This is a genomic window from Kribbella aluminosa, assembly GCF_017876295.1.
Classification (GTDB): Bacteria; Actinomycetota; Actinomycetes; order Propionibacteriales; family Kribbellaceae; genus Kribbella; species Kribbella aluminosa.
Genome location: NZ_JAGINT010000002.1, coordinates 3,553,991 through 3,579,417 on the forward strand (window position 1 = coordinate 3,553,991; position 25,427 = coordinate 3,579,417).

The window sequence follows — 25,427 nt, forward strand, 5'->3', positions numbered from 1 at the left end:
CGCAACGGTCGGCTCGATCAACTCAGGCATACGTTCGAGGGTAGGAGGCCCGCCACCGAATATGCGCAACGGGCCGCCCACCAGTTGGTGAGCGGCCCGTCGGCCAGAGCGGTCCGGCGTCAGGCGCCGGCGCCCTCCTGCTTCACGCCGGCGACCGCGGTCGGGTCGTCGATACGGAACTTGCGGGCGGCCTCGGCGGCCACCTCCGGCTTCACGTCGCCGCGCTTGGCCAGGATCTCCAGCGTCGCCACCACGATCGACTCGGCGTCGACCTGGAAGTGCCGGCGCGCCGCCGCCCGGGTGTCGGCCAGCCCCCAGCCGTCGGTCCCGAGCGAGGTGTAGTCGTTCGGCACCCAGCGGGAGATCTGGTCCTGCACCGCGCGCATGAAGTCGCTCACGGCAACGACCGGACCCTTGGTGTCCTTCAGCTGCTCGGTCACGAACGGCACCTGCTCCGGCTCGTCCGGGTGCAGCAGGTTGTGCTGCTCCGCGGCGACCGCATCCCGGCGCAGCTCGTTCCACGAGGTCACCGACCACACGTCGGCGGCCACGGAGTACTCGTCGGCGAGGATCTGCTGGGCCTTCAGCACCCACGGCATACCCACACCGGACGCGAGCAACTGCACCCGCGGCGCGTCCTCGCCGTCGGCGACCTGACCCTCGTTGAAGCGGTACAGGCCCTTCAGCAGCGCCGCGACGTCGAGGCTCTCCGGCTCGGCCGGCTGCGGGACCGGCTCGTTGTAGACGGTGAGGTAGTAGAACACGTCCTCGCCGTACGGCTTGGTCTCGTCGAGGCCGTAGCCGTACATCCGGCGCAGGCCGTCCTTGACGATGTACGGGATCTCGTACGCGAACGCCGGGTCGTAGTGCACGGCGGCCGGGTTCGTCGAGGCCAGCAGCGGCGAGTGACCGTCCGCGTGCTGCAGTCCCTCGCCGGTCAGCGTCGTACGGCCGGCGGTGGCGCCGATCAGGAAGCCGCGGCCGAGCTGGTCGCCGAGCGCCCACATCCAGTCGCCGGTGCGCTGGAACCCGAACATCGAGTAGAAGATGTAGAACGGGATCATCGGCTCACCGTGCGTGGCGTACGCCGTACTCGCCGCGAGCACGGAGCCCATCGCGCCGGCCTCGCTGATGCCCTCGTGCAGCAGTTGACCCGCCGTGGACTCCTTCCACGACAGCAGCAGGTTGCGGTCGACGGCGTCGTAGTTCTGGCCGTGCGGCGAGTAGATCTTCGCCGTCGGGAACATCGAGTCCATCCCGAACGTGCGGTACTCGTCCGGCGCGATCGGGACGATCCGGTGGCCGATCTCCGGGTCCTTCATCAGGTCCCGGAACAGCCGGACCAGCGCCATCGTGGTCGCGACCGGCGCGTGCGAGCCCTTCGCCAGCGGCTTGTACACGTCGTCGCCCGGCAGCGTCAGCGTCTTCGGCTGCACCCGGCGCTCCGGCAGCGAACCGCCGAGCTGCTTGCGGCGCTCCATCATGTACTGGTACTCCGGCGAGTCGGTGCCGGGGTGGAAGTACGGCGGGTTGTACGCGTCCTCGAGGTCCTTGTCCTCGATCGGCAGGTACAGCCGGTCGCGGAAGGCCTTCAGGTCGTCCGAGGTGAGCTTCTTCATCTGGTGGGTCGCGTTCCGGCCCTCGAGCGCCTCGATCGTCCAGCCCTTGATGGTCTGGGCGAGGATCACCGTCGGCTGACCGACGTGCTCGGTCGCGCTCTTGAACGCGGCGTACACCTTGCGGTAGTCGTGACCGCCACGCGGCAGCCTGCGCAGGTCCTCGTCGGACAGCCCGCTGACCATCTGCCGCAGCCGCGCGTCGCCGCCGAAGAAGTTCTCCCGGATGTACTCACCGGACTCGACGGAGTACGTCTGGAACTGGCCGTCCGGCGTGGTGTTCATCTTGTTCAGCAGCGCACCGTCGTGGTCCTGGGCCAGCAGGTTGTCCCACTCGCGGCCCCAGATCACCTTGATGACGTTCCAGCCGGCGCCGCGGAAGAACGCCTCCAGCTCCTGGATCACCTTGCCGTTGCCGCGGACCGGGCCGTCCAGCTGCTGCAGGTTGCAGTTGATCACGAAGGTGAGGTTGTCGAGCTCCTCGCGCGCGGCCAGGCCGATCGCGCCGAGCGACTCCGGCTCACCCATCTCGCCGTCACCGAGGAACGCCCAGACGTGCTGCTGGCTGGTGTCCTTGATGCTGCGGTTGTGCAGGTAGCGGTTGAAGCGCGCCTGGTAGATCGAGTTCAGCGCGGCCAGCCCCATCGAGACGGTCGGGAACTCCCAGAAGTCCGGCATCAGCCGCGGGTGCGGGTACGACGACAGGCCGTTGTGCGGGCCGCGGGAGACCTCCTGGCGGAAGCCGTCCAGCTGGTCCGCGCTCAGCCGGCCCCTCGAGGAAGGCCCGTGCGTACATACCGGGGGAGGCGTGCCCCTGGATGAAGATCTGGTCACCGCCGCCCGGGTGGTCCTTGCCGCGGAAGAAGTGGTTGAAACCGACTTCGTACAGGCTCGCGGCCGACTGGTACGTGGCGATGTGACCGCCGACCTCCAGGCCCTTGCGGTTGGCCTTGCTCACCATCACCGCGGCGTTCCACCGGATGAAGGCCCGGATCCGGCGCTCGATGTGCTCGTCGCCGGGGAACCACGGCTCGCGCTCGGGCGGGATCGAGTTGATGTAGTCGGTGCTCCGCAGTGCGGGCACCCCGACCTGTCGCTCCCGGGCCCGCTCGATCAGCTTGAGCATCAGGAAGCGCGCTCGCGCCTTGCCCCGTTCGTCCAGGACGGCGTCGAGCGATTCGACCCATTCACGCGTTTCGTCGGGGTCGATGTCGGGGAGCTGGGTGGGCATCCCCTCGGTGATGATGGCTGGTGGTTCGTGTCCGGAAGCCACGGTGTCCTGCCGTTCTCTCTGGTTGTCTTCACCGCAATCCTGTCACCTGTTCGGAATGCGTTCTACTTTGCCTTCCCTTCCGGCCCGATTCCGGCCGGAAGGGCGTGATCCCAGCGGACACGCCCGGTACCCGGCACGCGGATACCGGACACGTCACGGAACCCTGGTGCATACTTGCGCGACGCGGTGCGTCACGATGGACTACCGCTATCTGTATCGCTAGTAGTAGAGCTATGACACCTACCCCCGGGCAAGCGGGGACCACGGAGGAGGACACGTGAGCGCGACCGCGGATCACGCGGACGGCAAGAGCGGCGGCCCGAACATGGCGTCCCGGCTGGGCTTGGAGGCCGGCTGGGTCGTGCAGGAGATCGGGTACGACGACGACTGCGACGACGACCTGCGTGACGCCATCCGGGAGGTCACCGGGGAGGCCTTCGTCGGCGAAGACACAGACGAGGTCGTTGACGCGGTCCTGCTCTGGTTCCGCGAGGACGACGGCGACCTGGTCGACGCGTTCTTCGACATCCTGACCGACCTGAAGGCCGGTGGAGTGGTCTGGCTGATGACTCCGAAGGTCGGCCGCGACGGGTACGTCGAGACCAGTGACATCACCGAGGCAGCGCCGGTCGCCGGCCTGGCCACGACGAGCACGCTGAGCGTCACCGGCGACTGGTCCGCGACCAAGCTGGTGGTCCCGAAGTCCGGTCGCCGCGGGTGACGGGCCCGGCTGCCGGCAGCCGGGCCCCCGACTTCCAGACCCAGAACCAATACGGCGAACCGGTCCGGCTGAGCGACTACGCCGGCCACCGGGACGTCGTACTGGTTTTCTATCCGTACGCCTTCAGCCAGGTCTGCACCAGTGAACTGACCGCCCTGCGCGAACGCCCGGACCTGCTCGCGGCGGCCGAGTTCCTGGCAATTTCGTGCGACCCTCTCTTCACCCTGCGCGCGTACGCCGACGCACAGCAACTCCCGTTCGCCCTCCTCACCGACTTCTGGCCACACGGAGCGATCGCCTCGACGTACGGCGTCTTCGACGAGGCCCGCGGCTGCGCCCTCCGCGGCACGTTCGTCATCGACCGCACCGGCCTGGTCCGCTGGTCGGTGCTCAATCCACTCCCCGAGCCCCGCAACCTCGACGACTACGCCGCGGCCCTGGCGAATCTGAATGGCTAGACGGACCGTGCGCGGATACATCACCGACCCCGCCGGGAAGTCCGAGGAAAGGTGGTCATGACCCTCGGAGATCTCGGGTAGACTCCTCCGGTCGTTTGATCCGGGCGAATAGCTCAGCGGTAGAGCGCTTCCCTTACAAGGAAGATGTCGGGGGTTCGATCCCCTCTTCGCCCACCTTCAGTTGAAGACCTTCGTGATCAGGCGTTCGAGGGCCGGTGGGAAGATCTCGAGCAGGTTGACGTCGGCGTCGGTCATGGTGATGGCGGCGGTGAGGGTTTTGGTGCCGTCGGGGGTGCTGTACATGAGGGCGCCGTAGCCGCCGGGGGCGCTGCCGTTGTGGTGGTAGAGGGTTTGCGAGCCGAGGTCCTGTTTGAACAGGCCGAGGGCGTAGTTGAGCGGGCCGCTTTTCGGTTCCGGCGTACGCATCTGTGTCAGCAGGTCCGCGGGGAGGAGTTTGCCGCTCTGCAAGGCGGACATGAACACTTGCAGGTCATGCGTGGTGGAGAGCATGCTGCCGGCCGCGAACAGCAGGGACGGGTTCTGCTCGGTTACGTCGACGACCTTCGAGTCCTCGCCGTCCTGGTAGCGGAGGTAGCCGTGCGAGTGCGGACCGGGGATGTCGGTCCGGTCGCCGGGCTCGATCGTGCCGGTCAGGCCGAGCGGCTTGATGATCCGGCTCTCCAGCTCCTCGGCGAGCGTCCGCCCGGTGACGGCCTCGATCAGCAGCGCCGCGACCGAGTAGTTCGTGTTCGAGTAGCTCCACTCGGCGCCCGGCTCGAACCGCGCCGGCTTGGCCAGCGCGAACTCCACCAGCTCGTCCGGCGTGTATCCGCGCAGCCGGTTGTCCGCCCAGTCCTTGCCGGTCGCGGGCAGTCCCGTCACGACGGTCCCGTCCGGGTAGTGCTCGCCGGTGTAGTTGAACAGCCCGCTGGTGTGGTCGAGCAGCATCCGCACCGTGATCCGCTCGTCCAGCGCGAACCGCGGCAGCCGGCCGGCGACCGTACCGTCGAGCTCGAGCTTGCCCTCGGCCACCAGTTGCAGTACGACGGTGGACACGAACGTCTTGGTCACGCTGCCGACCCGGAACCGCCCGTCCTCGGGTGGCAGCTCGGTGCTTCCGAGCGCTCGTACGCCGGCCCGTGCCGTGTACTCGCCGCTGTCGTCGTGCACCCGCAGTTCGAGGCTTCCGAATCCGGCGTCGACGAACTCCTGCGCGGCCTGCTGCAGCTCCTGTACGGACATTCCCTGCTCCTCCTGAGAGTGATGTTTTTCGACGTGGACCACTCTCGCCAGGAGCTCTGACACCGGACCGCCACGGCGCTGACGCGGGGTGGTGCACGGGCCGCGGGGACTGGGCTGCGTACGGGCCGTATCGGAAGCTGCAGTCACTCGTTGGAACCATGTCGGCGGTAGCGGGATTCTTAACCGTCGGCTGGTGAGAACGGACTCCTCCAGGGCGGGTCGCGGCTGGTAGGGTTCACGGCTGTCGGTCGGCGCGATGACGCACCGGGTGTGCCCGGTCACGGCATCTGTTCGGCTGATGGAAACGGGGCAGCAGTTCGGTGTGAAAGTGTGAGGCGGGTCCGCCCAGAACCCGCTCCGTCCAGTTCGGGAGGCACGTGTCCGTGGGTCGCCAACCGGCCTCGCTCAGCGGTGGCCCGTGCCCGCGTTCCGTCGTACCCCGTTCAGCGCTGGTGGTGGCATCCGCGTGAGAAGTGGTGCGGACCGGCCGGCGATCTCCACCGGGCCGGCGTTGATGATTCCCGCCGGGTACCCCCGTGACCTGCCGAGCGCGCTGCTCCGGGCGGCGCGCGACTTCGCCGGCGCCGGCGTCGTCGAGATCGGCCCGGACGGGCGGGAGACCAAGCTCGACTTCCCGACCCTGCTCGAGCTGGCCGCGCGGATCCTGGCCGGCCTGCGGGCGAACGGCGTACGCGCCGGTGATCCCGCGGTCGTGCACTGCACCGAACCGGTCGGGTTCTTCGCCGCGTTCTGGGCCTGCACGCTCGGCGGCATCCGGCCGCTGCTGGTCGCGCCGAACCCGGGCGGCGACCGTACCGAGGAGGGCCGCGAGCGGCTCCGCAAGATCACCGACCTGCTCGGCTGGACGGTGCTGATCGGCCGCCCGTCCGACCTGCCGAACGACCTCGGCCTCCCGGTCCTCGACCCGGACGCGATGGCCGGCCACGAACCGACGTCCGACTTCCACCGCCCGGCCGCGGACGACATCGCCGTACTGATGCTGTCCTCGGGGTCGACCGGTACGCCGAAGATGGTGCAGCTCACCCACCGCGGGCTGGTCGAGTTCGCCGCCGGTACGCCGGCCATGCTCCCGGTCCGCCCCGGCCAGACGACGCTGAACTGGCTGCCGCTGGACCGCAGCGGCGCGTTCCTGCTGTACCACCTGCTGCCGGTGTTCACCGGGTGCACGAACATCCACGTGAACACCGACTGGGTGCTCGCGAATCCGCTGCGCTGGTTCGACCTGATGGAACAGCACCGGGTCAACCACTCCTGGTCGCCGAACTTCGGGTACCGGCTCACGACCGCCGCGGTGGCGGGGGAGCCGGACCGGCACTGGGACCTGTCCGCGCTGCGCAGTCTGGTCAGCGGCGGCGAGCAGATCACGGTGCCGGTGATGTCGGAGTTCCTGCGCGTGACGAACCGGTTCGGCGTCGTACCGGAGACGTTCGTCGCGGCGTGGGGGATGACCGAGACGGTCACCGGGATCACGTTCGCGCGCCCCGGCCTGACGCCGAACGTGCACCGCGTCCGGATCCCACCGACCGGCGTCGTCGAATGGGTCGACCAGCGCCCGTCCTCCGGGAAGGTCGCCGTTGCCCGTCCCGGGGCGCCGCGGGTCGAGGCGCCCGGGGTTTTGAGTTTGGTGTCGGTGGGGGCGCCGGCGCCCGGTACGACGGTACGCATCGTCGCGCCGAACGGCGCCGTACTGCCCGAGGGCCGGATCGGTCAGCTGCAGGTGGCGTCCGCGCGGGTGACACCGGGGTACCTCGGGAACCTCGAGGCCGACCGCGTCGCGTTCCCGGTCGGGAACTGGGCTGCCCGCAAGTGGCTGGCGACCGGCGACCAGGGGTTCATCACCGGCGGCCAGGTCGTCATCACCGGTCGCGACAGCGAACGCATCATCCTGTCCGGAAAGCTCCACTACGCCCACGACATCGAATCCGTCGCCGCGACGGTGGTCGGCGCCGAGCACGGCCTCGTCGCAGCCTGCGGTGTCGCGGACGAGGAGAGCGGCACCGACCGCCTGGTCGTGTTCTACGCACTCACCAGCGGCTCGGTCCCCGGCATGGACCAGGCCATCCGCAGCCTGATCCAGACCCGGCTCGGCCTGGTCGCGCAGGTGGTCGGCGTACCGCGCCGCGACTTCCCGACCACCCCCGGCGGCAAGATCCTCCGCCCCCTCCTCAAACAACGCTGGCTGGACGGCACCCTCGAGCCCGGCACCCACCCCCACGTAGAACCCGCCGGCGCCACCCAAGCCAGCGGCCCCACCGGCCAAGGCCCGTCGACGACCCCCGAAACCACCCCGTACGCCGACGAGGACCCGTCCGAGCGGACCACAGAACTCCCCATCGTCCGCCTCGCCTGGAAACGCGAACTCCAGCAATCCATCCCCACCCCACCCCAACGCCCCACCCTCGGCACCCACCCAGAAACGCCCCCAACAGCCCCGTCCCCCCAACCGGAGCGCCTACCGTCCCCGCAACCGGCGACCTCGCCCGCGCCTCCGACAGACGCGTCCCGGCAACCGGAGCGCCCATCCGCGCCGCACTCGGGGCGCCTACCGGCCCTGCAACCGGAGAGCCTGCCCGCACCGGCAAGTCCGACCACCTCGTCGGAAAGCTCCTCCGCGCCCACAACACCACCAGCGGACGCCGAACCCCCTTCGCCTCCTGCACCCTCCGCGACTGCAGCACCGTCCGCGACTCCGGCACCGTCCGCGACTCCGGCACCGCCCACGCCTTCCGCGCCCACACCCGCGACTGCCTACGACCCCACAGGGGACCGCGTCCTCCCCGAAGCAGCATCCGCCCCGCTGCAGTCCCCCGAGACAGCACTGTCGACCGCGGAACACCAGCGCCCCCCACGCCCCGTCGTACCCTCGTCCCCCTTCGGCCCCTCGCGCGCCACGGCCCCATCGCCCCGCCCCACACCGCCCGAGGCAACCACCTCCGAGGCAAAGGACTCCGAGGCAAAGGACTCCGAGGCAACGGCCCCCGAGGCAACGGCCTCTGAGGTAACAACCTCCGAGCCCGCGCCCGCGACCTCAGAATCCCCGAGCCCCGAGGCAGCGGCCCCCATCGACGTACCGTCGGACGACTTCACCACCGACGAGCCCGCCACCATCGAACTCACCCGCATCACAGACACCACCCCGCCCGCCACCACCAACAGCCCGGCCACCACAAACCCAATCAATGCCACCGACTCCACCGGCACGTACGCAGCTGATGACTCCGAGGTCTCCGGCCCGGTCGCCGACGCGGACCCCGACCCCGACGTGGACGCGATCGCCGACGCAGCCCGCACGGATGACCGGAACTCCACCGGCGCACCATCATCCGACGAGCCGACATCCGGTACGTCGACGCCAGACATCACGCTCTCGTTCGCCGACGAGCCCTCGAGCGCCGACCTGGCCCCCGCCGACGCAACCTCGGCCGAAACGCACCCCGAGGTCGCGACCCGCGCAGACGTCGACGCCCAGCACACGTACCCCACCGAGCACCCCGATCCCCAGCCGAACCCCAACACGGAGAACGCCGACGCCGACACGGAGAACGCCGACACGGTGGATGCCGACACGGTGGATGCCGACACGGCGAACGCCGACACGGCGAACGCCGACAGGGTGGACGCCGACACTGCCTCAGCGGACGCCGACGGCGTGGACGTCGGCGCCGCCGCTGCGAACGCCGACACTGACGTCGCCCAGGCCGTCATCGATGGCGCGACCGCTGACGCAGCGCCCGTCGTGGATCCGAACGATGCCGACGTACATGCTGCGGATGCGAGCACCGCAAAGCCAACGGAAGTGGACGAGTACGCCGCCGACGACGAATCGGACGCAGTCGAGCGCGAAGCGACCTCACACGACCTGACCGCCATATCCAACGAAGAGCCGGTACAGGGCGCCCCGCAGCCAACCGAGCATCAAACGGACACCACGGCCGCACAGCTCGCCGGCGAGCTGCGGAAGACGCCTGACCAGGCAGACCCTGAACAAGCCGACGCGCCCAACACCCACGAACCCAACGCGCACCTCAACGACCAGGCAGCCGCGCACGACACCACGCCCGACAAGCTCGAAACCGCCCGCACGCAGGATGCCCCGCCCGCCGCACACCCAGGCGCGACTGTCACCCACCAAGCGGCGACAACCACCGAGGACGCCGCGGCACTCGCCGGAGACGACGCGATTCACGCCCGGGATGACGCGATTCACGCCCGAGGCGACGCGATTGGCGCCGGGGATGGCGCGATTCACGCGCGAGGCGACGCGATTGGCGCCGGGGATGGCGCGATTCACGCGCGAGGCGACGCGATTCACGCCGGGGATGACGCGATTGGCGCCGAGGCCGACGCGACAGTCGCCGGGCAATCCGAGCAAGACGCGATCCTCGACGAGGAAGGCGCGCCCGTCTTCGGGGACGAACCAGCCGTCGACGGGACCGATACGGACTCCGTGCAGGGTGCGGTCGCTGTCGACGAGGGCGACGTGCCTGCTGTCCGGGATGCGACGTCCGCCAGCAAGATCGAGGTGGTCGCGTCGCAGGGCGACGGGGCAGTCGCCGAGGCAGAGCGGGCTCCTGCCGAGGTCAACCCAGCTCTCACCGATCCTGACCCGACCGTTGGTCCCCGCGTGGCAGGTGAGCCTGACGCGGCCGAGGGTCCCGAGTCGGCCGCGGAGTCTGACGCCGGCGATGAATCTGAGGCGGCCGGTGAGCCCGACGCGGCTGATCTGCCGGGGGCTGTCGATGCGGGCGACGCCGTACTCACCCGGGACGAGACGGTTGCTCACGAGGGCGCGCTGGATGAGGCGGCCGTTGACGAGGTTGACTTGTCTGCCGCCGGCGACGACGGGTCTCTGGTCGAGCCCGACACGGATGATGAGTCTGATGCGGCTCGTCAGCCGGCGGCCGTTGATGCGGACGACGCCGTACTCGCTCGGGACGAGGAGACGGCTCACAAGGGTGACGTGGCCGCCGCGCCGGATCATGCGGCTGCCGACGACGCCGACTCGGCTGCCGGGGACGAGGTTGTCGGCGCGCCCGAGCTGTCTGGTCTGCCGGTGGGTGTCGACGCGGACGCCGACGTACTCGCCGACGGCGAGGTGGTTGCCCATGAGGGCGACCTGGCCGCGCAGGGTGAGGCGGTTGTCGACGAGGGCTCGACTGTTGTCGGGGACGAGGTTGTTGACGAGGGCTCGACTGTTGACGGGGACGAGGTTGTTGACGAGGGCTCGACTGTTGACGGGGACGAGGTTGTTGACGAGGGCTCGAGTGTTGTCGGGGACGAGGGTGTCGACGAGGACGACTTGGCTGGCGTCGTACCGGATGTTGCTGGGCGGGGTGGAGTTGCGTCGGCTGGGGACGGCGGTGAGGTTGCGGGTGCGCTGGGGGCGCGTTCGGCGTACGTGCGGACGGGCTCGGGGCGGAGCGGCTCGGATGGGACTGGCGTCTCCGGGGTAGACGCGGACGATTCGTCCGATGCAGGTGATGGCTCGACGTACGGCGTGATCTCGCAGCGGGTCGGCGATGAGCCGACGGAGGCTAACGGCCCGGCCTCGGACCCCAACTCGGATGTCCTGGAGACCGTCGACGCTGCCGAGGGCGCGGAGTCTGTCGGAGATGCTCGCGTAGGTGCGGATGTCGCCGGAGGCGGTGAGGACGGTGCCGACCACGCCGAGCATGCCGAGGCCGCCGTAGACGCCGCTGACGCGGACGGTACGCAGGGCGCCACGGACGTGGACGGTGCTGCGGATGCTGATGGTGTGGGCGGTGCTGCGGATACCGAAGCTGCGGGCGGTGCTGCGGGTGTTGTAGATGCGGATGACGCGGCGGGTGGTGCCGGCGCAGGCCGTACGGGGGATGCGGCAGGCGTCGCGGGCGTTGAGGGGGCCGCGGGTCAAGAGGTTGGCGGTGGCGCCGGCGGTGCGGCTGGCGTTGTGGGTGGTGCGGGTGCGCTGGTGGTTGCGGCGGGGGCTGCGGCTGTAGCTGTGGGGTTTGCGCGGGCTGACGGCGACGGCATGCCTGATGGGGGCAGCGTGCATGACGGCGGCGGTGTGGCTGACGGGGTCAGCGTGCATGACGGCGGCGGTGTGGCTGACGGCGGTGGTGTGCGTGGGGTGGGTGCGGCTCGGGGCGTTGATGGGTCGGTGCGGGACGGTGTGGTGGAGCCGGTGGCCGTGGTGGGGGTGGCTGGGCGGTTTCCGGGGGCGGAGACGCTTGAGGGGTTCTGGGAGAACCTTGTGGGGGGCGTGGAGAGTGTTCGGCGGGGGATGCCGGACACGGGGGACGGGATTGTGGCTGTCTCCGGTGTGTTGGAGCATGTGGAGTCGTTCGACGCGAAGTTCTTCGGGTTGAGTGATCGTGAGGCCGAGTTGATGGAGCCGGCGCAGCGGTTGTTCCTCGAGGTGTGTCATCAGGCGCTGGAGCACGGTGGGTACGCCGGTACCTCGGACCGTGTCGGCGTCTTCGCCGGCTCGGGGATGAACCTGTACAACCGCCAGCACCAGTCCCGCGACTCGATCGCCACCCGCGTCGCGTACCGGCTCGGTCTGACCGGGCCGGCGATCGGTGTCCAGTCGGCGTCCTCGTCGTCGCTCGTCGCGGTGCATCTCGCGTGCCAGGCGCTGCGGTCCGGTGACGCGGATCTCGCGCTCGCCGGGGCCGCCGCCGTACAGGTGCCGCAGGCAACGACCTACCACCCGGCGCCGGACTCGATCCTGTCGCCGAGCGGTCAGGTGCGCGCGTTCGCGGCCGACGCCGACGGTACGGTCGGCGGCAACGGGGTCGCCGCCGTACTGCTGAAGCGTCTCGACCAGGCCCTCGCCGACGGGGACACCGTGTACGCCGTGATCCGCGGCACCGCGGTCAGCAACACCGACGGCAACCAGGTCGAGCTGGTCGAGCGTGCGCTGCAGCGGGCCGGGTTCGACGCGGACTCGGTCAGCTACATCGAGGCGGACGGGATCGGCAGCCCGGCCGCGGATGCCGCCGAGGTGAAGGCGCTGACTGCGGCGCTGCGCCGGCACACCGACAAGGTCGGGTTCTGCACGCTCGGATCGGTGAAGCCGAACATCGGCCACCTGGACAGCGCCGCGGGCATGGCCGGCCTGATCAAGACGATCCTGATGCTGCAGCACCGGACGCTCGTCCCGACCATCAACCACACCGAGCCGAACCCGGCGCTCGCGCTCGGCGACAGCCCGTTCGTGATCGGTACCGACGTCCGCGAGTGGACCGTACCGTTGCAGTCCGGCGGTACGACGCTGCGCGCCGGCGTCAGCGCGCTGGACCCGAGCGGCACCAACGCGCACGTGATCCTCGAGGAGGCGCCGCGCCAGATCCGCCGCGGCGACGACGGCCCCGTCGTACTGCCGCTGTCCGCTCCGGACCCGGATGCGCTCGCCGATCTCGTCGAGCTGTACCGCACGGACCTCGATCACGGCACCGGCCACCGCCTCATCGACCTTGCCGGTACGGCGGCGCTCGGCCGGCCCGCGCACCGGTACCGGATCGCGGTCGCGGGTGGTACTGAGCGGGAGTTGCTCAGCGCGCTCGGCTCCGCGCAGGCGACCGAAGTTCCGCGGGGCGGACCTGGTCCGCTCGGGTACGCATTCACCGGGCAGGGCGCTGCGCGGCGCGGAATGGCCGCGGGGCTGGCGGCGCGGTTCCCGGTGTTCCGGTCGGTGCTCGACGAGTGCGATCGGGTGTACCACGAGGAGACCGGCGGCAGCCTGAACCAGCTGCTCCTCACGCCCGCCGCCGGGAAGGAAGGCGTCTGGCCGACCGAGACGGCGCAGCCCGCGCTGTTCGCGTTCGAGGTCGCGCTTGCTCGGCTGTGGCAGTCGTTCGGCGTACAGCCCGCGTTGGTTGTGGGGCACAGCGTCGGGGAGTACGCCGCCTTGTGCGTCGCGGGTGCACTGTCGGTAGCGGACGGCGTACGGCTGACCGCCAAGCGCGGTGAACTGATGCAGCGCGGCACCGTGCCCGGTGCGATGGTCGCCGTACGTGCGGATGCCGATCGGGTCCGGGAGATCGCGCGCACCGCCGGCGTGGAGGTTGCCGCGGGCAACGGGCCGCAGTCGTTCGTACTGACCGGGTCCGAGGTGATCGTCGGGCAGCTCGCGGCGCAGCTCGACCAGCTGCAGGTGGCGTGGCAGCGGCTGGACGTGGACCGGGCGTTCCACAGTTCGTTGGTGGACCCAATACTGTCGGACTTCGCCGAGATCGTCCGCGAGATCACGCTGAAGCCGTTGCGGACGCCGATGGTGTCGAGCTGGTCGGGTGATCTGCTCGAGTCCGGGACGCTGCTCGACAGCGACTACCTGGTCGGGCAGCTGCGGCAGCCGGTGCTGTTCGGGGACGCGGTCGAGGCGGTGACCGCGGCCGGGTGCCGGCGGTTCCTGGAGCTCGGGCCGGACGCCGTACTGAGCCCCGCCGGCCGCCGGATCGCGCCGAACAGCACGTGGATCCCGGCGCAGCGCCTCGGGCAGGACCCGGTGCTCGCGACGATGAACGGCCTGGCGGAGCTCTACGAGCAGGGCACCGAGATCGCCTGGGCGAAGGTGTACGCCGACGGCGGGCGGGTGCCGCTTCCGACGTACCCGTTCCGGCGCGTGCACCACCCGGTCGACCCGTCGGTGACGGTGCTCGCCGGTCCGGGTACGGCGGTTGCCGGGGGCAACGTTGCGCCGCGGCTGAACGCGTTCGAGCGGGTCGCGCGGGCGCAGTCGGTGGTGTTCGAGCCGCCGTCGAGCGCCGCGGTGAAGCGGATCCCGCTGGACCCGCCGGCCGAGCCGGAGCCGGTCGAGGCGGCCGAGTCGGCCGAAGACGCGTCACCGTTCGCGTTGCCGGCCGAGACGCATGCGATCGATGCGGACTACCTGGCGCGGGCCGGGTCGCTGCCGGGCGACGAGATGTCGGCGGAGCGGTACCGGGAGTCGCTGGACGTCGTACTCGATCTGACCTGTGAGGTGCACGGGCTCGATCCGTACGACCTGACGGTGGACCACACGTTCGCCGAGCTCGGCGCGACACCGGCGTCGATGGCACCGGTGATCGACGAGCTGCAGAGCCGGTTCGAGGCGGAGCTGGCGCCGGACGATCTGTTCCTGACGTACACCACACCCCACAAGCTCGCGACGGCGGTCGCGGTACAGGCAGCCGAGCCGGCCGAGGATTCGCAGGTTGATGATCCGGCCGGTACGCCGGTCGACGGCGCTCGGGTTGACGGCGCCGGGGTTGGGTCCGCCCGAGTTGGGGGCGCCGGTGTCGGGGGCGCTGGTGTTGACGGCGCTGGTGTTGAGGGCGCTGGGTCTGCTGGCGCTGAGGTTCACGGCGCTGTTCACGGACCTCATGTTTCCGGCGCGGATGGTCACGGCCGGGACGGGTCGGCGCGGGATCCGCGGGCGGCGTTGGCGGTGCTCGGGTCGGGTCTCGCGGAGCTCGCGGCGAAGGTGGACGAGGCTGCGGCGGCGACGGGCGCGGCGGAGCTGCCCGGGAGCGGGATGGCCGCGCTGATGTCACAACAGCTCCGCGTGGCCGGCCAGCTGGTCGACGGCGTCACCAAGCTGATGCGTGAACAGCTGGCTCTGCTGACCGAGCCGCCCACCGAGGGCAAACAGTCGGAGGCTCCCGAGCCGACGGCACCGGAAACGCCCGAGGCCAACGCAGCCCCAGAAGGCGCGGACGAGGCAACCACGGAAGGCACGCGCGAGATCGCACCGGTCGACGCGCTGACGCTCGGCGAAGGCGCCACAAACGAGAAACCCGCCAAGGGCGGCACGAACGAGAAACCCGCCAAGGGTGGTGCGAGCGACGAGTCCGTCGAGGGCGGTGCGAGGGACGAGTCCACCGAGGGTGGTACGAGCGACGAGGCCGTCGAGGGCGGCTCCGGTCGTGCACGTTTGACCTTGGGTGGTGCGGGCCGGGAGGCCGTCGAGGGTGGGGTCGGTCGTGGGCGTTTGAGTTTGGGGGATGCGGTTGCGAAGCACGGTGGGGCCGGTGTGGCTGGTGGGCGAGAGGCAGGCGTCGACGGTGCTGGTCGGGCTGTTGTGGGGCGTGGGCTGGGCGCGGGGGAGCGTACGGGTGGGGAGCAGGTTGTTGGTGGGACGGTGGTTGTGGTTCGGGAGGTCGGGGCGGGTGAAGTAGGGCAGCGGCGGGACCTGAGTTACTGGGATCACGTGCTGTCCGGCGCCGAGCCGTTGGTGTTGCCGGTGGATCGGGTGCGGGGATCCGGCGACGACGCGGTGTTGTCGGTCAGGCGGGAGTTGGATGCCGAGCTGGGGGCGGCGGTGTTCGCGTACAGCCGGGAGCGGAAGCTCAGCCCGGCGATGACGATGCTCGCGGCGGTTGCGACCGTGCTCGGGCGGTTCGCCGCGCAGGACGACGTGACGATCGGGTCCGCGATGGTACGCCCGGACGACGCGCCGGCTGCCCGCCCGCTGCCGTTGCGGATCGACCTGTCGGGTGAGCCCGACCTCGGTGAGCTCACCGAGCGGATCCGTGACATCACGGCCGCCGCGTTCGAGCATGCCGGCACCGACCTGGCGATTCTCGCGCGCGACCCGCTGTTCCAGATCCTGGTCGATTTCGAGGACGGCGACGACGAGCTGCCGGCGGCGATCGACGTACGGTTCCGGCTCACCCACGACGGCGACGACATCAGCTGTACGGCGGACTACCGGTCCGGCCTGTTCGAGCGGCGCAGCATCGAACGCCTGCTCGACTACCTCGCCGAGGTGTTGCGCAGGGCAACGACCAGCCCGAACCTCCGGCTGCCCGAACTCGTCCTCCCGCTGGCCTCCGACCTCGAGGCCCTCCGCGAACTCGAGTCCGACGCCGACCCGGTCGGCCCGATCGGCAGGGTCCGCCGGGACGCCGTGGTGGCCGGCGAACTCAGCGGACTGCACACCCTCTTCGAGCAGCAGGTCGCCCGGACCCCGGACGCGATCGCCGTAATACAAGGCGATCGCGAGCTCACGTACGCCGAGCTCGACCGCCGCGCGAACGCCGTCGCCTGGCAGCTCACCGACCTCGGCGTGAAGCCGGGCGAGCTGGTCGCGGTACGAGTTGCCCGTGGCACCGAAATGGTCGTCGCGGTGCTGGCCGTGCTGAAGTCCGGCGCTGCCTACCTGCCGCTGGATCCCGGCGTACCGGAATCCCGTTGGGCGTTCATGGTGCACGACGCGGCCGCCGTCGCGCTGGTCGGCGACGACGCGGCGCTGGCGGATCGCCTCGGCCTCCGCCTGGTCCCGGTCGCAGCGGTCGATGGCGACGCCCGCGCCAAGCAGGCCCCGCCGGTACGCGCCGCGGCCGACGACGTCGCGTACTGCATCTACACGTCCGGTTCCACCGGCAACCCGAAGGGTGTCGTGGTCCCGCACCGCGGCCCGGTGAACCTGGTCCGGCACTACCTGCGGACCCGGCGCTCGCTGCGGACGCTGCAGTGGACGTCGTTCGGGTTCGACGTCCACGTGCAGGAGATGTTCACGACGCTGGCGTCCGGTGCGGCGCTGGTACTGATCGGCGAGGACGACCGGTACGACCCGGACGCGGTCGTCGCGGCGCTGCGCGATCACGACGTACAGCGGCTGTTCATGGCGTTCAGCCCGCTGACCGCGCTGCTGGCGACGATGCGCCGGCTGCCGGAGCTGCCCGCGTTGCGGGAGATCGTCGCGGGCGGTGAAGCGATGGTGCTGACGCACAAGGTGCGGGACTTCCTGGACGCGCATCCGGAGTGCCGGCTGTTCAACGAGTACGGGCCGGCCGAGGCGTCGATCGTGACCACGATCCACGCGGTCGACCCGGCCGAGGACCGGCCGTCGATCGGGCGCCCGATCGAGGGGGTCGCGGTCCGGCTGCTGGATGCCGCGCTGCGCCCGGTGCCGGTCGGCGCGGTCGGCGAGATCCACCTCGGTGGCGCGGCCGTTGCCCAGGGCTACCTCGGGCGGCCGGAGGAGACCGAGCACGCGTTCGTCGGCGACCCGGGCCATCCGGGCGCCCGGCTGTACCGCAGCCGCGACCTCGGCCGCTGGCGCGTGGACGGCACGCTGGAGTACCTCGGCCGCGCGGACGACCAGGTGAAGATCCGCGGCCACCGGGTGGAGCCCGGCGAGACCGAGCACGTACTGGCGGACCAGCCCGGTGTCGTGGACGCGGTCGTCGTGGCCTGCTCCGACCCGGGCGGTGACACCTGCCTGATCGGGTACGTCGTACTCGAGGACAGCGATCCCGCCGTACTGGCCCGGCTGATGCTTGACCTCGGCAAGGAGTTGCCGATCTACCTGGTCCCGGCGGACCTGATTCCGATCGAGGAACTCCCGCTCGACGACAACGGCCGCCTGGACCGCGACCGCCTGCCCGAACCGGAGTGGCTCAGGCCGTGAGTTGTGCTCCGGACGGGCCCAGGTGTCCGAGCGGGGTCCGGGCCCAGGACATTCGTCCTGCACCGTGGGCGAGGGATCAGACCCGGCGGCAGCCCTCCCTGCGACCACCGTCCGCCGTCCACGATGCAGAACTCGCGCTCGATGCCGTCCCTCCACGGATCGATCGCGTTCGAATCGGTCGGACGTCGCCGACGGCGGGCCGGTTCCCGATTCGCGGGTGACACGGTTGCGGCGGGGAGTCGCCTCGCCCGCCGCTCACGTGTTCCGGTCGATCCAAGCCCCCTCGATCTCCCGGTTGCCGTCCGATCCGAGGCCCCCCTCGACCGGTCGGGGATGACGGTGCCCCCACCCCATCCATCCGTTGCATCGCTACACGTACGGCGGTCGTTACACGAATCGTGAAGATTCGTAAGAATTGCGCAAAGGTGCGCGGGAGAAGCCTTACCGAGCGGCCGGATCTGTGTGTATCAGGACAGCGCGGCCCACGCCTGATGCGCGGCGCCGAGCAGCCCGGCGTTGTCCAGTTGCGCCGGGACCACGGTGAGGTCGGTGACGAACGGCAGCTGAGCCAGCCGCTTCGCCCATGCCTGCACCGGGTCGAACAGCACCGGCCCGGCCTTCGCGACCCCGCCGCCGATCACGACCGTGGTCAGGTCCACGGTGACGGCCGTCGCCACGATCCCCGCAGCCAGCGCCTGCGCGCCGTCGTCGAACGCGGCCAGCGCGAGCTCGTCCCCGGCCGCGGCATCGGCGGCCAGTACTTCGGCGTCCACGTCCTCGTCCGTCCGCCAGCCGCTGCGCTGGGCCCGGGCCACCATCCGCGGACCGCTCGCGTACGCCTCGACACAGCCGTACGACCCGCAGGCGCAGGCCTCGCCGTCCTGGTCGACCACCACGTGGCCGATGTGCGCCGCGTTGCCCGACTGGCCGATCAGCGGCTTGCCGTCGACCACCAGCCCGCCGCCGACACCGGTCGACACCACGATGCCGAGCAGGGTCTTCGCGTCCCGGCCCGCGCCGCTCCAGTACTCGCCGAGGGCGAAGCAGTGCCCGTCCATGCCGAGGGTCACCGGTACGGCGCCCGCCACCGCCCGGACCCGGTCGACGAGCGGGAAGTTGCGCCAGCCGGGGATGTTCACCGGGGAGACCAGGCCGTGCTGCAGGTCGAGCGGGCCGGCCGAGCCGACGCCGACCGCGAGGGGTGCCGCGTCACCGCGGACCCGGTCGATCAGCTCACCGAGCGCGGCGAACACCTGGTCGGCGCCGCCGGCCGGGGTCCGGATCCGGTCACCGGTGAGAATCGTGCCGTCGGCGGACACCAAAGCGGCGGCCAGCTTCGTGCCGCCGATGTCGATTCCCAGCACGGACTCCCGCGCCACCAACGTGTCGTCCCCAGTGTCGTCGCTCATCGTCCCCCCGGTCAGGGCGGTCAGGTCGAGAGACAACGTTATCTGTAGTCGGCCCGAACAGACAGGGGTGAAAACTGGTAATCATGGAAAACCCGCAGGGTGGCGGCAGTTAACTGCCATGACAACTCCTGACAACGATGCCCCTCTGGGCGCCGACAGGCCGCCACTGGCGCCGGATGCCGCGACTGCGAGAGGGTTACCGGATGAGTGATCAACTGGATCGGGACGCGGCCGGCGCGCTGGTCGTCGGCTTCACTGGTACGACGGCACCCGACGAGCTGCGGCGCGCGGTGGCCGGCGGCCTCGGCGCGGTCATCCTGTTCACCCGGAACGTCGCGGACGCCGAGCAGGTGGCGGCGCTGACCGCCGTACTGCGGTCCGAGCGCCCGGACCTGATCGTCGCGATCGACCACGAGGGCGGCGAGTTCAGCCACCTCGCGCCGGCGAACCCGTGGCCGCTGGCGTCCCCGCGGCTGCTCGGCGACCTGGACGACACCGAGCTGACCCGCGCCGCGGCCCGGGACGCGGCGGCGACCCTCGCGGCCCTCGGCATCGACCTGATGCTCGCGCCCTCGGTCGACGTGAACAGCAATCCGGCGAACCCGATCATCTCCACGCGGTCGTTCGGGCGTACGGCGGATGTCGTTTCGCGGCACGGCGTGGCGTTCGTCGAGGGTGTCCACGACGCCGGGATCGCCGCCTGCCCCAAGCACTTCCCGGGTCACGGCGACGTCGCCGTCGACTCGCACACCGACCTGCCGCGCGTGGACCGCTCGGTCGAGGAGGTGCAGGCGGTCGAGCTGGCCCCGTTCCGCGCGACCATCGCGGCGGGTGCCGACGTCGTGATGAGCGCGCACATCATCTTCTCGGCGTACGACGACCAGCCCGCCACGCTGTCGCACCGGGTGCTGACCGGGTTGCTGCGGGAGGAGCTCGGATTCACCGGAGTGATCACCACCGACGCGCTCGAGATGCAGGCGATCACCAAGAACCGCCCGATCGAGGACGCCGCGGTCGCGTCGATCGGCGCGGGCGCGGACCTGGCGATGATCGCGGTCGGTACGGCGGACCCGCAGGTGCTGACCGCTCGCGTCGTCGAGGCCGTCCGTACCGGTGAGCTGCCGGCCGGGCGGGTGGCCGATGCGGCCGCGCGGGTTCGTACGCTCGCGGCGTCGCTCGGCCGGCGGAGTCGGCACCCGGGTCTTGGCGGGGCGCCGATTCGTGAGGTGGCAGCGCGGGTGGTGGCAGGGCAGACGTTCCCGGCGCTCGGTGCGGCGCCGTACGTGGTCGATCTGACCCAGGGTTTGCACCCGGCGTGGAACCCTTATTTCTCGGGGCTTCCGGAGATCTTCACGCGGGTCGCGCCGGGCGCGGACGGGGTCGTGCTCCGTGGCGAGCACCATCTGACGGAGGACGGTACGCCGCAGGACGACGCGATCGCTCAGGCCGCGAAGGCGGCGCAGGGCCGGCCGCTGGTGATCGCCGTACAGGACGCCGGCCGTACGCCGTGGATGCGCGCCGCCCTTACCCATCTCGTCGAGGGTCACCCGGACAACGTCTTCGTCCTCTGCACCGGCATCCCCGAAGACCAGGCCCTGGTCCCGCCCGGCGTCCCGTCGGCCACCACCTCCGGCCGCAACCTGGTCGTCCTGGAAACAGTAGCCAAGCACCTGACCCGCTAGCCACTCACGCGCGCCCGACACCGCCGGCCCACTCGCGGATGCCCACTCGTGTCTGCCCGGACCTCCGGCCATCTCAGTGGTTAACCACTGAGATGGCCCCTTTACCTCTGGCATGCCAGAGGTAAAGGGGCCACTTGAGGGGTTCACCTCTCAGATGGCGGGTGCGGGAGGGGGCTGCGGCCGGTGCGGGTGGCCCGTTCGCCCCTGGCATGCGTGGGGTGAACGGGCAACTTGTGGGGTTCACCCCTCAAGTGGGGCGGCAGGTTAGTTCTAGGTCCAGGGCGTGTTGTTCTACGTAGTTGAGGGCGTGGCGGACGGCGCCGACCGAGACGATCGCGTCGCCGAGGGAGGAGACCGCGACGCGCGGGGGAGTGCTGGTGTAACCGGCCAGCTGCTCCTCGAGGTCTGGGAGCAGTGCGGCGGCGGCCTGGGCGACGGCGCCGCCGAGGACGACGAGCTCCGGGTTGAACAGCGAGCCGAGGGTGGCGACCACCCGGGCGGTGCGGTCGGCGATGTCGTGAAGGATGCCCTGGGCAACCTTGTCGCCGGCCGCCGCCGCGCCGAACACCTGCTCGGCGGTCACCTCGCCGTCGACAGCCAGCACCCGCAACGACGTCTCGACCGCCTCGTCCGCGACCGCCGCGGTCCCGTTCTCCCGGGCGATCCGGGCAATACCGTGGGTGTCACCAACGCCTTCGATCAGTTTCAGGAACACCATCTCGCCGGCCCCGCCGCGGCTGCCGTGCAGGAGCCGCCCGGAGTCCATCAGCCCGGAGCCGAACCGCTCGCCGGCCAGCAGCACCACGAGATCGTCGACATTCCGCGCCTCTCCGCGCCAGCGCTCGCCGAGTGTCGCCAGGTTCGCGTCGTTCTCGAGCAGCACCGGCCAGCCGTGCAGCTCGGTCAGCCGCTGCGCCAGCCCGGTGTCGAACCGCCGCCAGAACTCGTCCGCGACCAGGATGTTCCCGTCCCGGTCCACCGGCGCGGCGACCCCGGCGCCGGCCGCCAGCACCTGGGCGTCCGAGACCCCCGCGGACTCGAGCGCCTCAACCGCGGTCGCGTGCACGATCTCGGTCCGTTCGCCGGGCGTCCGCACCCCGGCGGCCGACCGCCCGGCCTTCGCGACCGTGTCGCCGCGCAGGTCGGACACCAGCACAGTCGTCTTCGCCGCGCCGATGTCGATCCCGAGCACGTACCCGGCCCGCCCGTTGAACTCGAACCGCCGCGACGGCCGCCCCACCGACGTCCGCCCGGGATCGAGCTCGACCACCCAGCCCATCGAGATCAGGTCGTTGCAGACCGCGTGCACGGTCGCCCGGGTGAGACCGGTGGCCTCTATCAGGCCGGTTCCTGTCATCACTCGTGCGCGGTTGAGTACGCCGAGTACTTTGCCCGCGTTCACCCGCCGCAGCATCGTCGGCGTCGCCGTGGGCGGGGTAGCCGGTGGTTTCGCCATGAAAGCCCCTTGACCTCGTCGTCCTACCGACCGCAGAATACATGCAGATTCTAAATTTAGAGCCTATATATAAACCCCGGGTTACCAACAGATTCCGAGTGAGGCGATCGTGACGAGTCCACATGCGACCCAAACGACCCAGTTGACTCAGCCCGACTGGTGGCGGCAGGCCGTCGTGTACCAGATCTATCCGCGCAGCTTCGCCGATTCCGACGGCGACGGCGTCGGCGATCTGCCCGGCATCGTCAGTCGAGTCCCGTACCTGGTGGCGCTGGGCATCGACGCGGTCTGGCTGAGCCCGTTCTACCCGTCCGCGCTGGCCGACGGCGGGTACGACGTGGACGACTACCGCAACGTCGACCCGCGGCTCGGCACGCTGACGGACTTCGACCAGCTGGTCGAGGCGCTGCACACCGAGGGCATCAAGCTGATCGTCGACATCGTCCCGAACCACACGTCCGACCGGCACGAGTGGTTCGTCGAGGCGCTGGAGGCGGCCAAGGGGCACCCGGCCCGGGACCGGTACATCTTCCGCGACGGTGACGGTGACCAGCCGCCGTCGGACTGGGACTCGGTGTTCGGCGGCTCCGCGTGGGCGCAGGCCGACGACGGCCAGTGGTACCTGCACATGTTCGCGGCCGAGCAGCCCGACCTGAACTGGCAGCACCCCGAGGTGCGGGCGGACTTCCTGGAGACCCTGAAGTTCTGGTCGGACCGGGGTGTCGACGGCTTCCGGGTCGACGTGGCGCACGCGCTGGTGAAGGACCTGTCGGAGCCGTTCCCGGCGAAGGACACGCTGCCTCGCCAGTCGGAGTCCAACGGCAAGCACCCGCTCTGGGACCAGGACGGCGTACACGAGATCTACAAGGACTGGCGCAAGCTGCTGGACACCTACGACCCGCCGCGGTCCGCGGTCGCCGAGGCGTTCGTGCCGGCCGCCCGCCGGGCACGGTACGCGAGCGCCGACGGGCTCGGGCAGGCGTTCAACTTCGACCTGCTGCAGGCCGACTTCGAGTACGACAGGTTCCGCCAGGTGATCGAGGAGAACCTCGAGTTCGCCGAGCAGAACGGGTCGTCGTCGACATGGGTGTTCTCGAACCACGACGTCGTCCGGCACGCCACCCGGTACGGCCTGCCGAGGAACCCGAAGGGCGGCTGGCAGGACGGTAAGGACTGGCTGCTCAGCAACGGCACCGAGCCGACCGTGGACGTTGCCCTCGGGCTGCGTCGGGCCAGGGCCGCGACGCTGCTGATGCTCGCGCTGCCCGGCTCGGCGTACCTGTACCAGGGTGAGGAGCTCGGTCTGCAGGAGGTCGGCGAGCTGCCGGCCGCGAACCTGCAGGACCCGGCGTACTTCCGGTCGAAGGGTGCCGAGAAGGGCCGGGACGGCTGCCGGGTTCCGATCCCGTGGACGGTCGGCGGTCTGTCGTTCGGCTTCGGGACCGGCGGCTCGCACCTGCTGCAGCCGAAGTGGTTCGGCGCGTACTCCGTCGAGGCGCAGCAGGACGACGCCGAGTCGACGCTGAGCCTGTACCGCAAGGCGCTCGCGGTCCGGCGCGGCCTGCGGACCGGCAGCGCGCTGACCTGGGCCGACGGCAACGACGACGTACTGCACTTCGTCCGCTCCGGCGGCTGGCAGTGCGTCACGAACTTCGGCGCCGCGCCGGTCGAGCTGCCGGACGCCGCGGTCGTGCTGTCCAGCGGCCCACTCGAGGGCGACAAGCTACCGGCGGACACCACCGCCTGGCTCATCTAGGTGGTGTCTGGCACCACCTAGACCCACGAACAGCGCTCCGGCCGGGCTGTCCCGAGACGGCCCTCCCCCCTGTGTGGCCGGGGCGCCCCGCCGGTGCGGGTGTTGTGGCGGATGCGGCGGGGCGGCCGCGCCTCCACGCCGTCACCGGTACCGGCGGACATGGTCGTGGCGGGGGCACCGGGCGGTTGCCCCCGTCACGATCCATGCGGCAACAACAAATGCCAGGATAAGCGCGTGACGACGCTCTCGGACGTGCTCGCAGTACTCGATCGGCTCTACGACCCCGCCTGGGCGGAGGACTGGGACGCGGTCGGGCTGGTCACCGGCGACCCGGACCAGAAGGTACGCCGGATCCTGTTCGCGGTCGATCCGATGCGGGCCGTGGTCGACGAGGCGATCGACGGCGGGTTCGACCTGCTCGTCACGCACCACCCGCTCCTGCTCCGCGGTGTGAACAGTGTGGCCACGACGACGCCGAAGGGCCGGGTGATCACCGACCTGATTCGCGCGGGTGTCGCTTTACATGTCTGTCACACGAACGCCGACAACGCGAAGCCGGGTGTGAGCGACGCGCTCGCCGCCGCGATCGGGCTGCGCGACACCCGCCCGTTGAAGGCGATGCCGGCCGAGCCGATGGACAAGGTCGTGGTGTTCGTCCCGGTCGCGGAGACGCAGGCGATGCTCGACGTACTCGCGAAGGCGGGCGCCGGCCGGATCGGCGACTACGAGCGGGCCGCGTGGAGCGGTACCGGCGAGGGGACGTTCCGGCCGTTGGCCGGCGCGAACCCGGCGATCGGCACCGTCGGCGACATCGAGGTCGTCCCGGAGAACCGGCTCGAGATGATCCTCCCGCGCCGCCGGCGCCGCGCGGTCGTCGAGGCGCTGATCGCGGCGCACTCCTACGAGGAACCGGCGTACGACGTCTACGAGCTGGCCGACGTGCCGAGCGAGCGCGGCGGCGGGCGGATCGGCGTACTGGAGGAGCCGTTGCCGCTGGCCGGCTTCGCGCGGCTGGTCGCCGAGAGCCTGCCGCGGACCGAGCACGGTGTGCGGGTTTCCGGTGACCCGGGCCGGATGATCGAGACCGTCGCGGTGGTCGGGGGAGCGGGCGACTCCGAGTTCGGCCGGGTCCGCGCGGCCGGCGTGGACGCGTACCTGACCGCCGACCTCCGGCACCATCCGGCGACCGAGGCCCGGGCGTACGGCGACCCGGCGCTGGTCGACGTCGCGCACTGGGCCAGCGAGTGGCCGTGGCTCGGGGACGCCGAGCGCCTCCTGCTCGAAGGTCTCGCGGCCCGAGGCAGTACCGTGGACACTCACATCTCAACACTCTGCACGGACGCCTGGACGCTGCGGATCTGAGTACGCCGCCAACGATCTGAAGGAGCCGACTCTGAACGCCGAGCCCGCCGTCCAA

The 25,427-nt window shown here is 70.6% G+C and carries 9 protein-coding genes, 1 tRNA gene and 1 pseudogene; 7 read left to right on the forward strand and 4 right to left on the reverse strand.

Annotated features, from left to right (window positions below; all coding sequences use genetic code 11):
- Positions 1 to 119 precede the first annotated feature (119 nt).
- Positions 120 to 2,847: pseudogene (gene aceE, locus JOF29_RS38135) on the reverse strand (pyruvate dehydrogenase (acetyl-transferring), homodimeric type).
- A gap of 319 nt (positions 2,848 to 3,166) precedes the next feature.
- On the opposite strand from aceE, the gene JOF29_RS38140 reads away from it, so the two are divergent.
- The 3 genes from JOF29_RS38140 to JOF29_RS38150 all read left to right on the forward strand — a co-directional run bounded on the left by JOF29_RS38140 (position 3,167) and on the right by JOF29_RS38150 (position 4,242).
- Positions 3,167 to 3,610, forward strand: a complete 444-nt coding sequence (locus JOF29_RS38140) for a DUF3052 domain-containing protein (protein ID WP_209699181.1) — start codon at positions 3,167 to 3,169, stop codon at positions 3,608 to 3,610.
- Positions 3,607 to 4,068 carry a peroxiredoxin gene (locus JOF29_RS38145; protein WP_209699182.1) on the forward strand — a complete coding sequence of 154 codons (462 nt, stop codon included), beginning with the start codon at positions 3,607 to 3,609 and terminating at the stop codon, positions 4,066 to 4,068. The genes JOF29_RS38140 and JOF29_RS38145 overlap by 4 nt, the downstream gene beginning before the upstream one ends.
- A 102-nt stretch (positions 4,069 to 4,170) precedes the next feature.
- Positions 4,171 to 4,242 (forward strand) — tRNA-Val (locus JOF29_RS38150).
- A gap of 3 nt (positions 4,243 to 4,245) precedes the next feature.
- Here the strand turns inward: JOF29_RS38150 and JOF29_RS38155 are convergent.
- Positions 4,246 to 5,310 (reverse strand): serine hydrolase domain-containing protein, encoded by a 1,065-nt coding sequence (locus JOF29_RS38155; RefSeq protein ID WP_209699183.1) that lies wholly within the window; start codon positions 5,308 to 5,310, stop codon positions 4,246 to 4,248.
- A gap of 466 nt (positions 5,311 to 5,776) precedes the next feature.
- On the opposite strand from JOF29_RS38155, the gene JOF29_RS38160 reads away from it, so the two are divergent.
- Positions 5,777 to 17,707: a non-ribosomal peptide synthetase/type I polyketide synthase gene (locus tag JOF29_RS38160; protein ID WP_209699184.1), complete on the forward strand. Its 11,931-nt coding sequence runs from the start codon at positions 5,777 to 5,779 to the stop codon at positions 17,705 to 17,707.
- A 467-nt stretch (positions 17,708 to 18,174) separates the two neighbouring features.
- Here JOF29_RS38160 and JOF29_RS38165 read toward each other — a convergent pair whose 3' ends face one another.
- Complete coding sequence (locus tag JOF29_RS38165; RefSeq protein ID WP_209699185.1) at positions 18,175 to 19,116, reverse strand: ROK family protein; 942 nt, start codon at positions 19,114 to 19,116, stop codon at positions 18,175 to 18,177.
- A 203-nt stretch (positions 19,117 to 19,319) separates the two neighbouring features.
- On the opposite strand from JOF29_RS38165, the gene nagZ reads away from it, so the two are divergent.
- Entirely contained in the window at positions 19,320 to 20,798 is a 1,479-nt protein-coding gene (nagZ, locus tag JOF29_RS38170; RefSeq protein WP_209699186.1) for a beta-N-acetylhexosaminidase, read from the forward strand.
- Between the two features lie 247 nt (positions 20,799 to 21,045).
- Here nagZ and JOF29_RS38175 read toward each other — a convergent pair whose 3' ends face one another.
- On the reverse strand, positions 21,046 to 22,254 hold the full coding sequence (locus tag JOF29_RS38175) for an ROK family transcriptional regulator (protein WP_209699187.1): 1,209 nt from the start codon (positions 22,252 to 22,254) through the stop codon (positions 21,046 to 21,048).
- Between the two features lie 109 nt (positions 22,255 to 22,363).
- On the opposite strand from JOF29_RS38175, the gene JOF29_RS38180 reads away from it, so the two are divergent.
- Positions 22,364 to 24,010: a glycoside hydrolase family 13 protein gene (locus JOF29_RS38180; RefSeq protein ID WP_307863899.1), complete on the forward strand. Its 1,647-nt coding sequence runs from the start codon at positions 22,364 to 22,366 to the stop codon at positions 24,008 to 24,010.
- Positions 24,011 to 24,244: 234 nt separating this feature from the next.
- Positions 24,245 to 25,372: a Nif3-like dinuclear metal center hexameric protein gene (locus JOF29_RS38185; RefSeq protein ID WP_307863900.1), complete on the forward strand. Its 1,128-nt coding sequence runs from the start codon at positions 24,245 to 24,247 to the stop codon at positions 25,370 to 25,372.
- Positions 25,373 to 25,427: the final 55 nt, after the last annotated feature.

Bases quoted from the DNA above. Each gene is read 5' to 3' on its own strand.
- JOF29_RS38155 (WP_209699183.1), bottom strand. From the start codon at position 5,310: ATGTCCGTACAGGAGCTGCAGCAGGCCGCGCAGGAGTTCGTCGACGCC.
- JOF29_RS38175 (WP_209699187.1), bottom strand. From the start codon at position 22,254: ATGGCGAAACCACCGGCTACCCCGCCCACGGCGACGCCGACGATGCTG.
- JOF29_RS38165 (WP_209699185.1), bottom strand. From the start codon at position 19,116: ATGAGCGACGACACTGGGGACGACACGTTGGTGGCGCGGGAGTCCGTG.
- nagZ (WP_209699186.1), top strand. From the start codon at position 19,320: ATGAGTGATCAACTGGATCGGGACGCGGCCGGCGCGCTGGTCGTCGGC.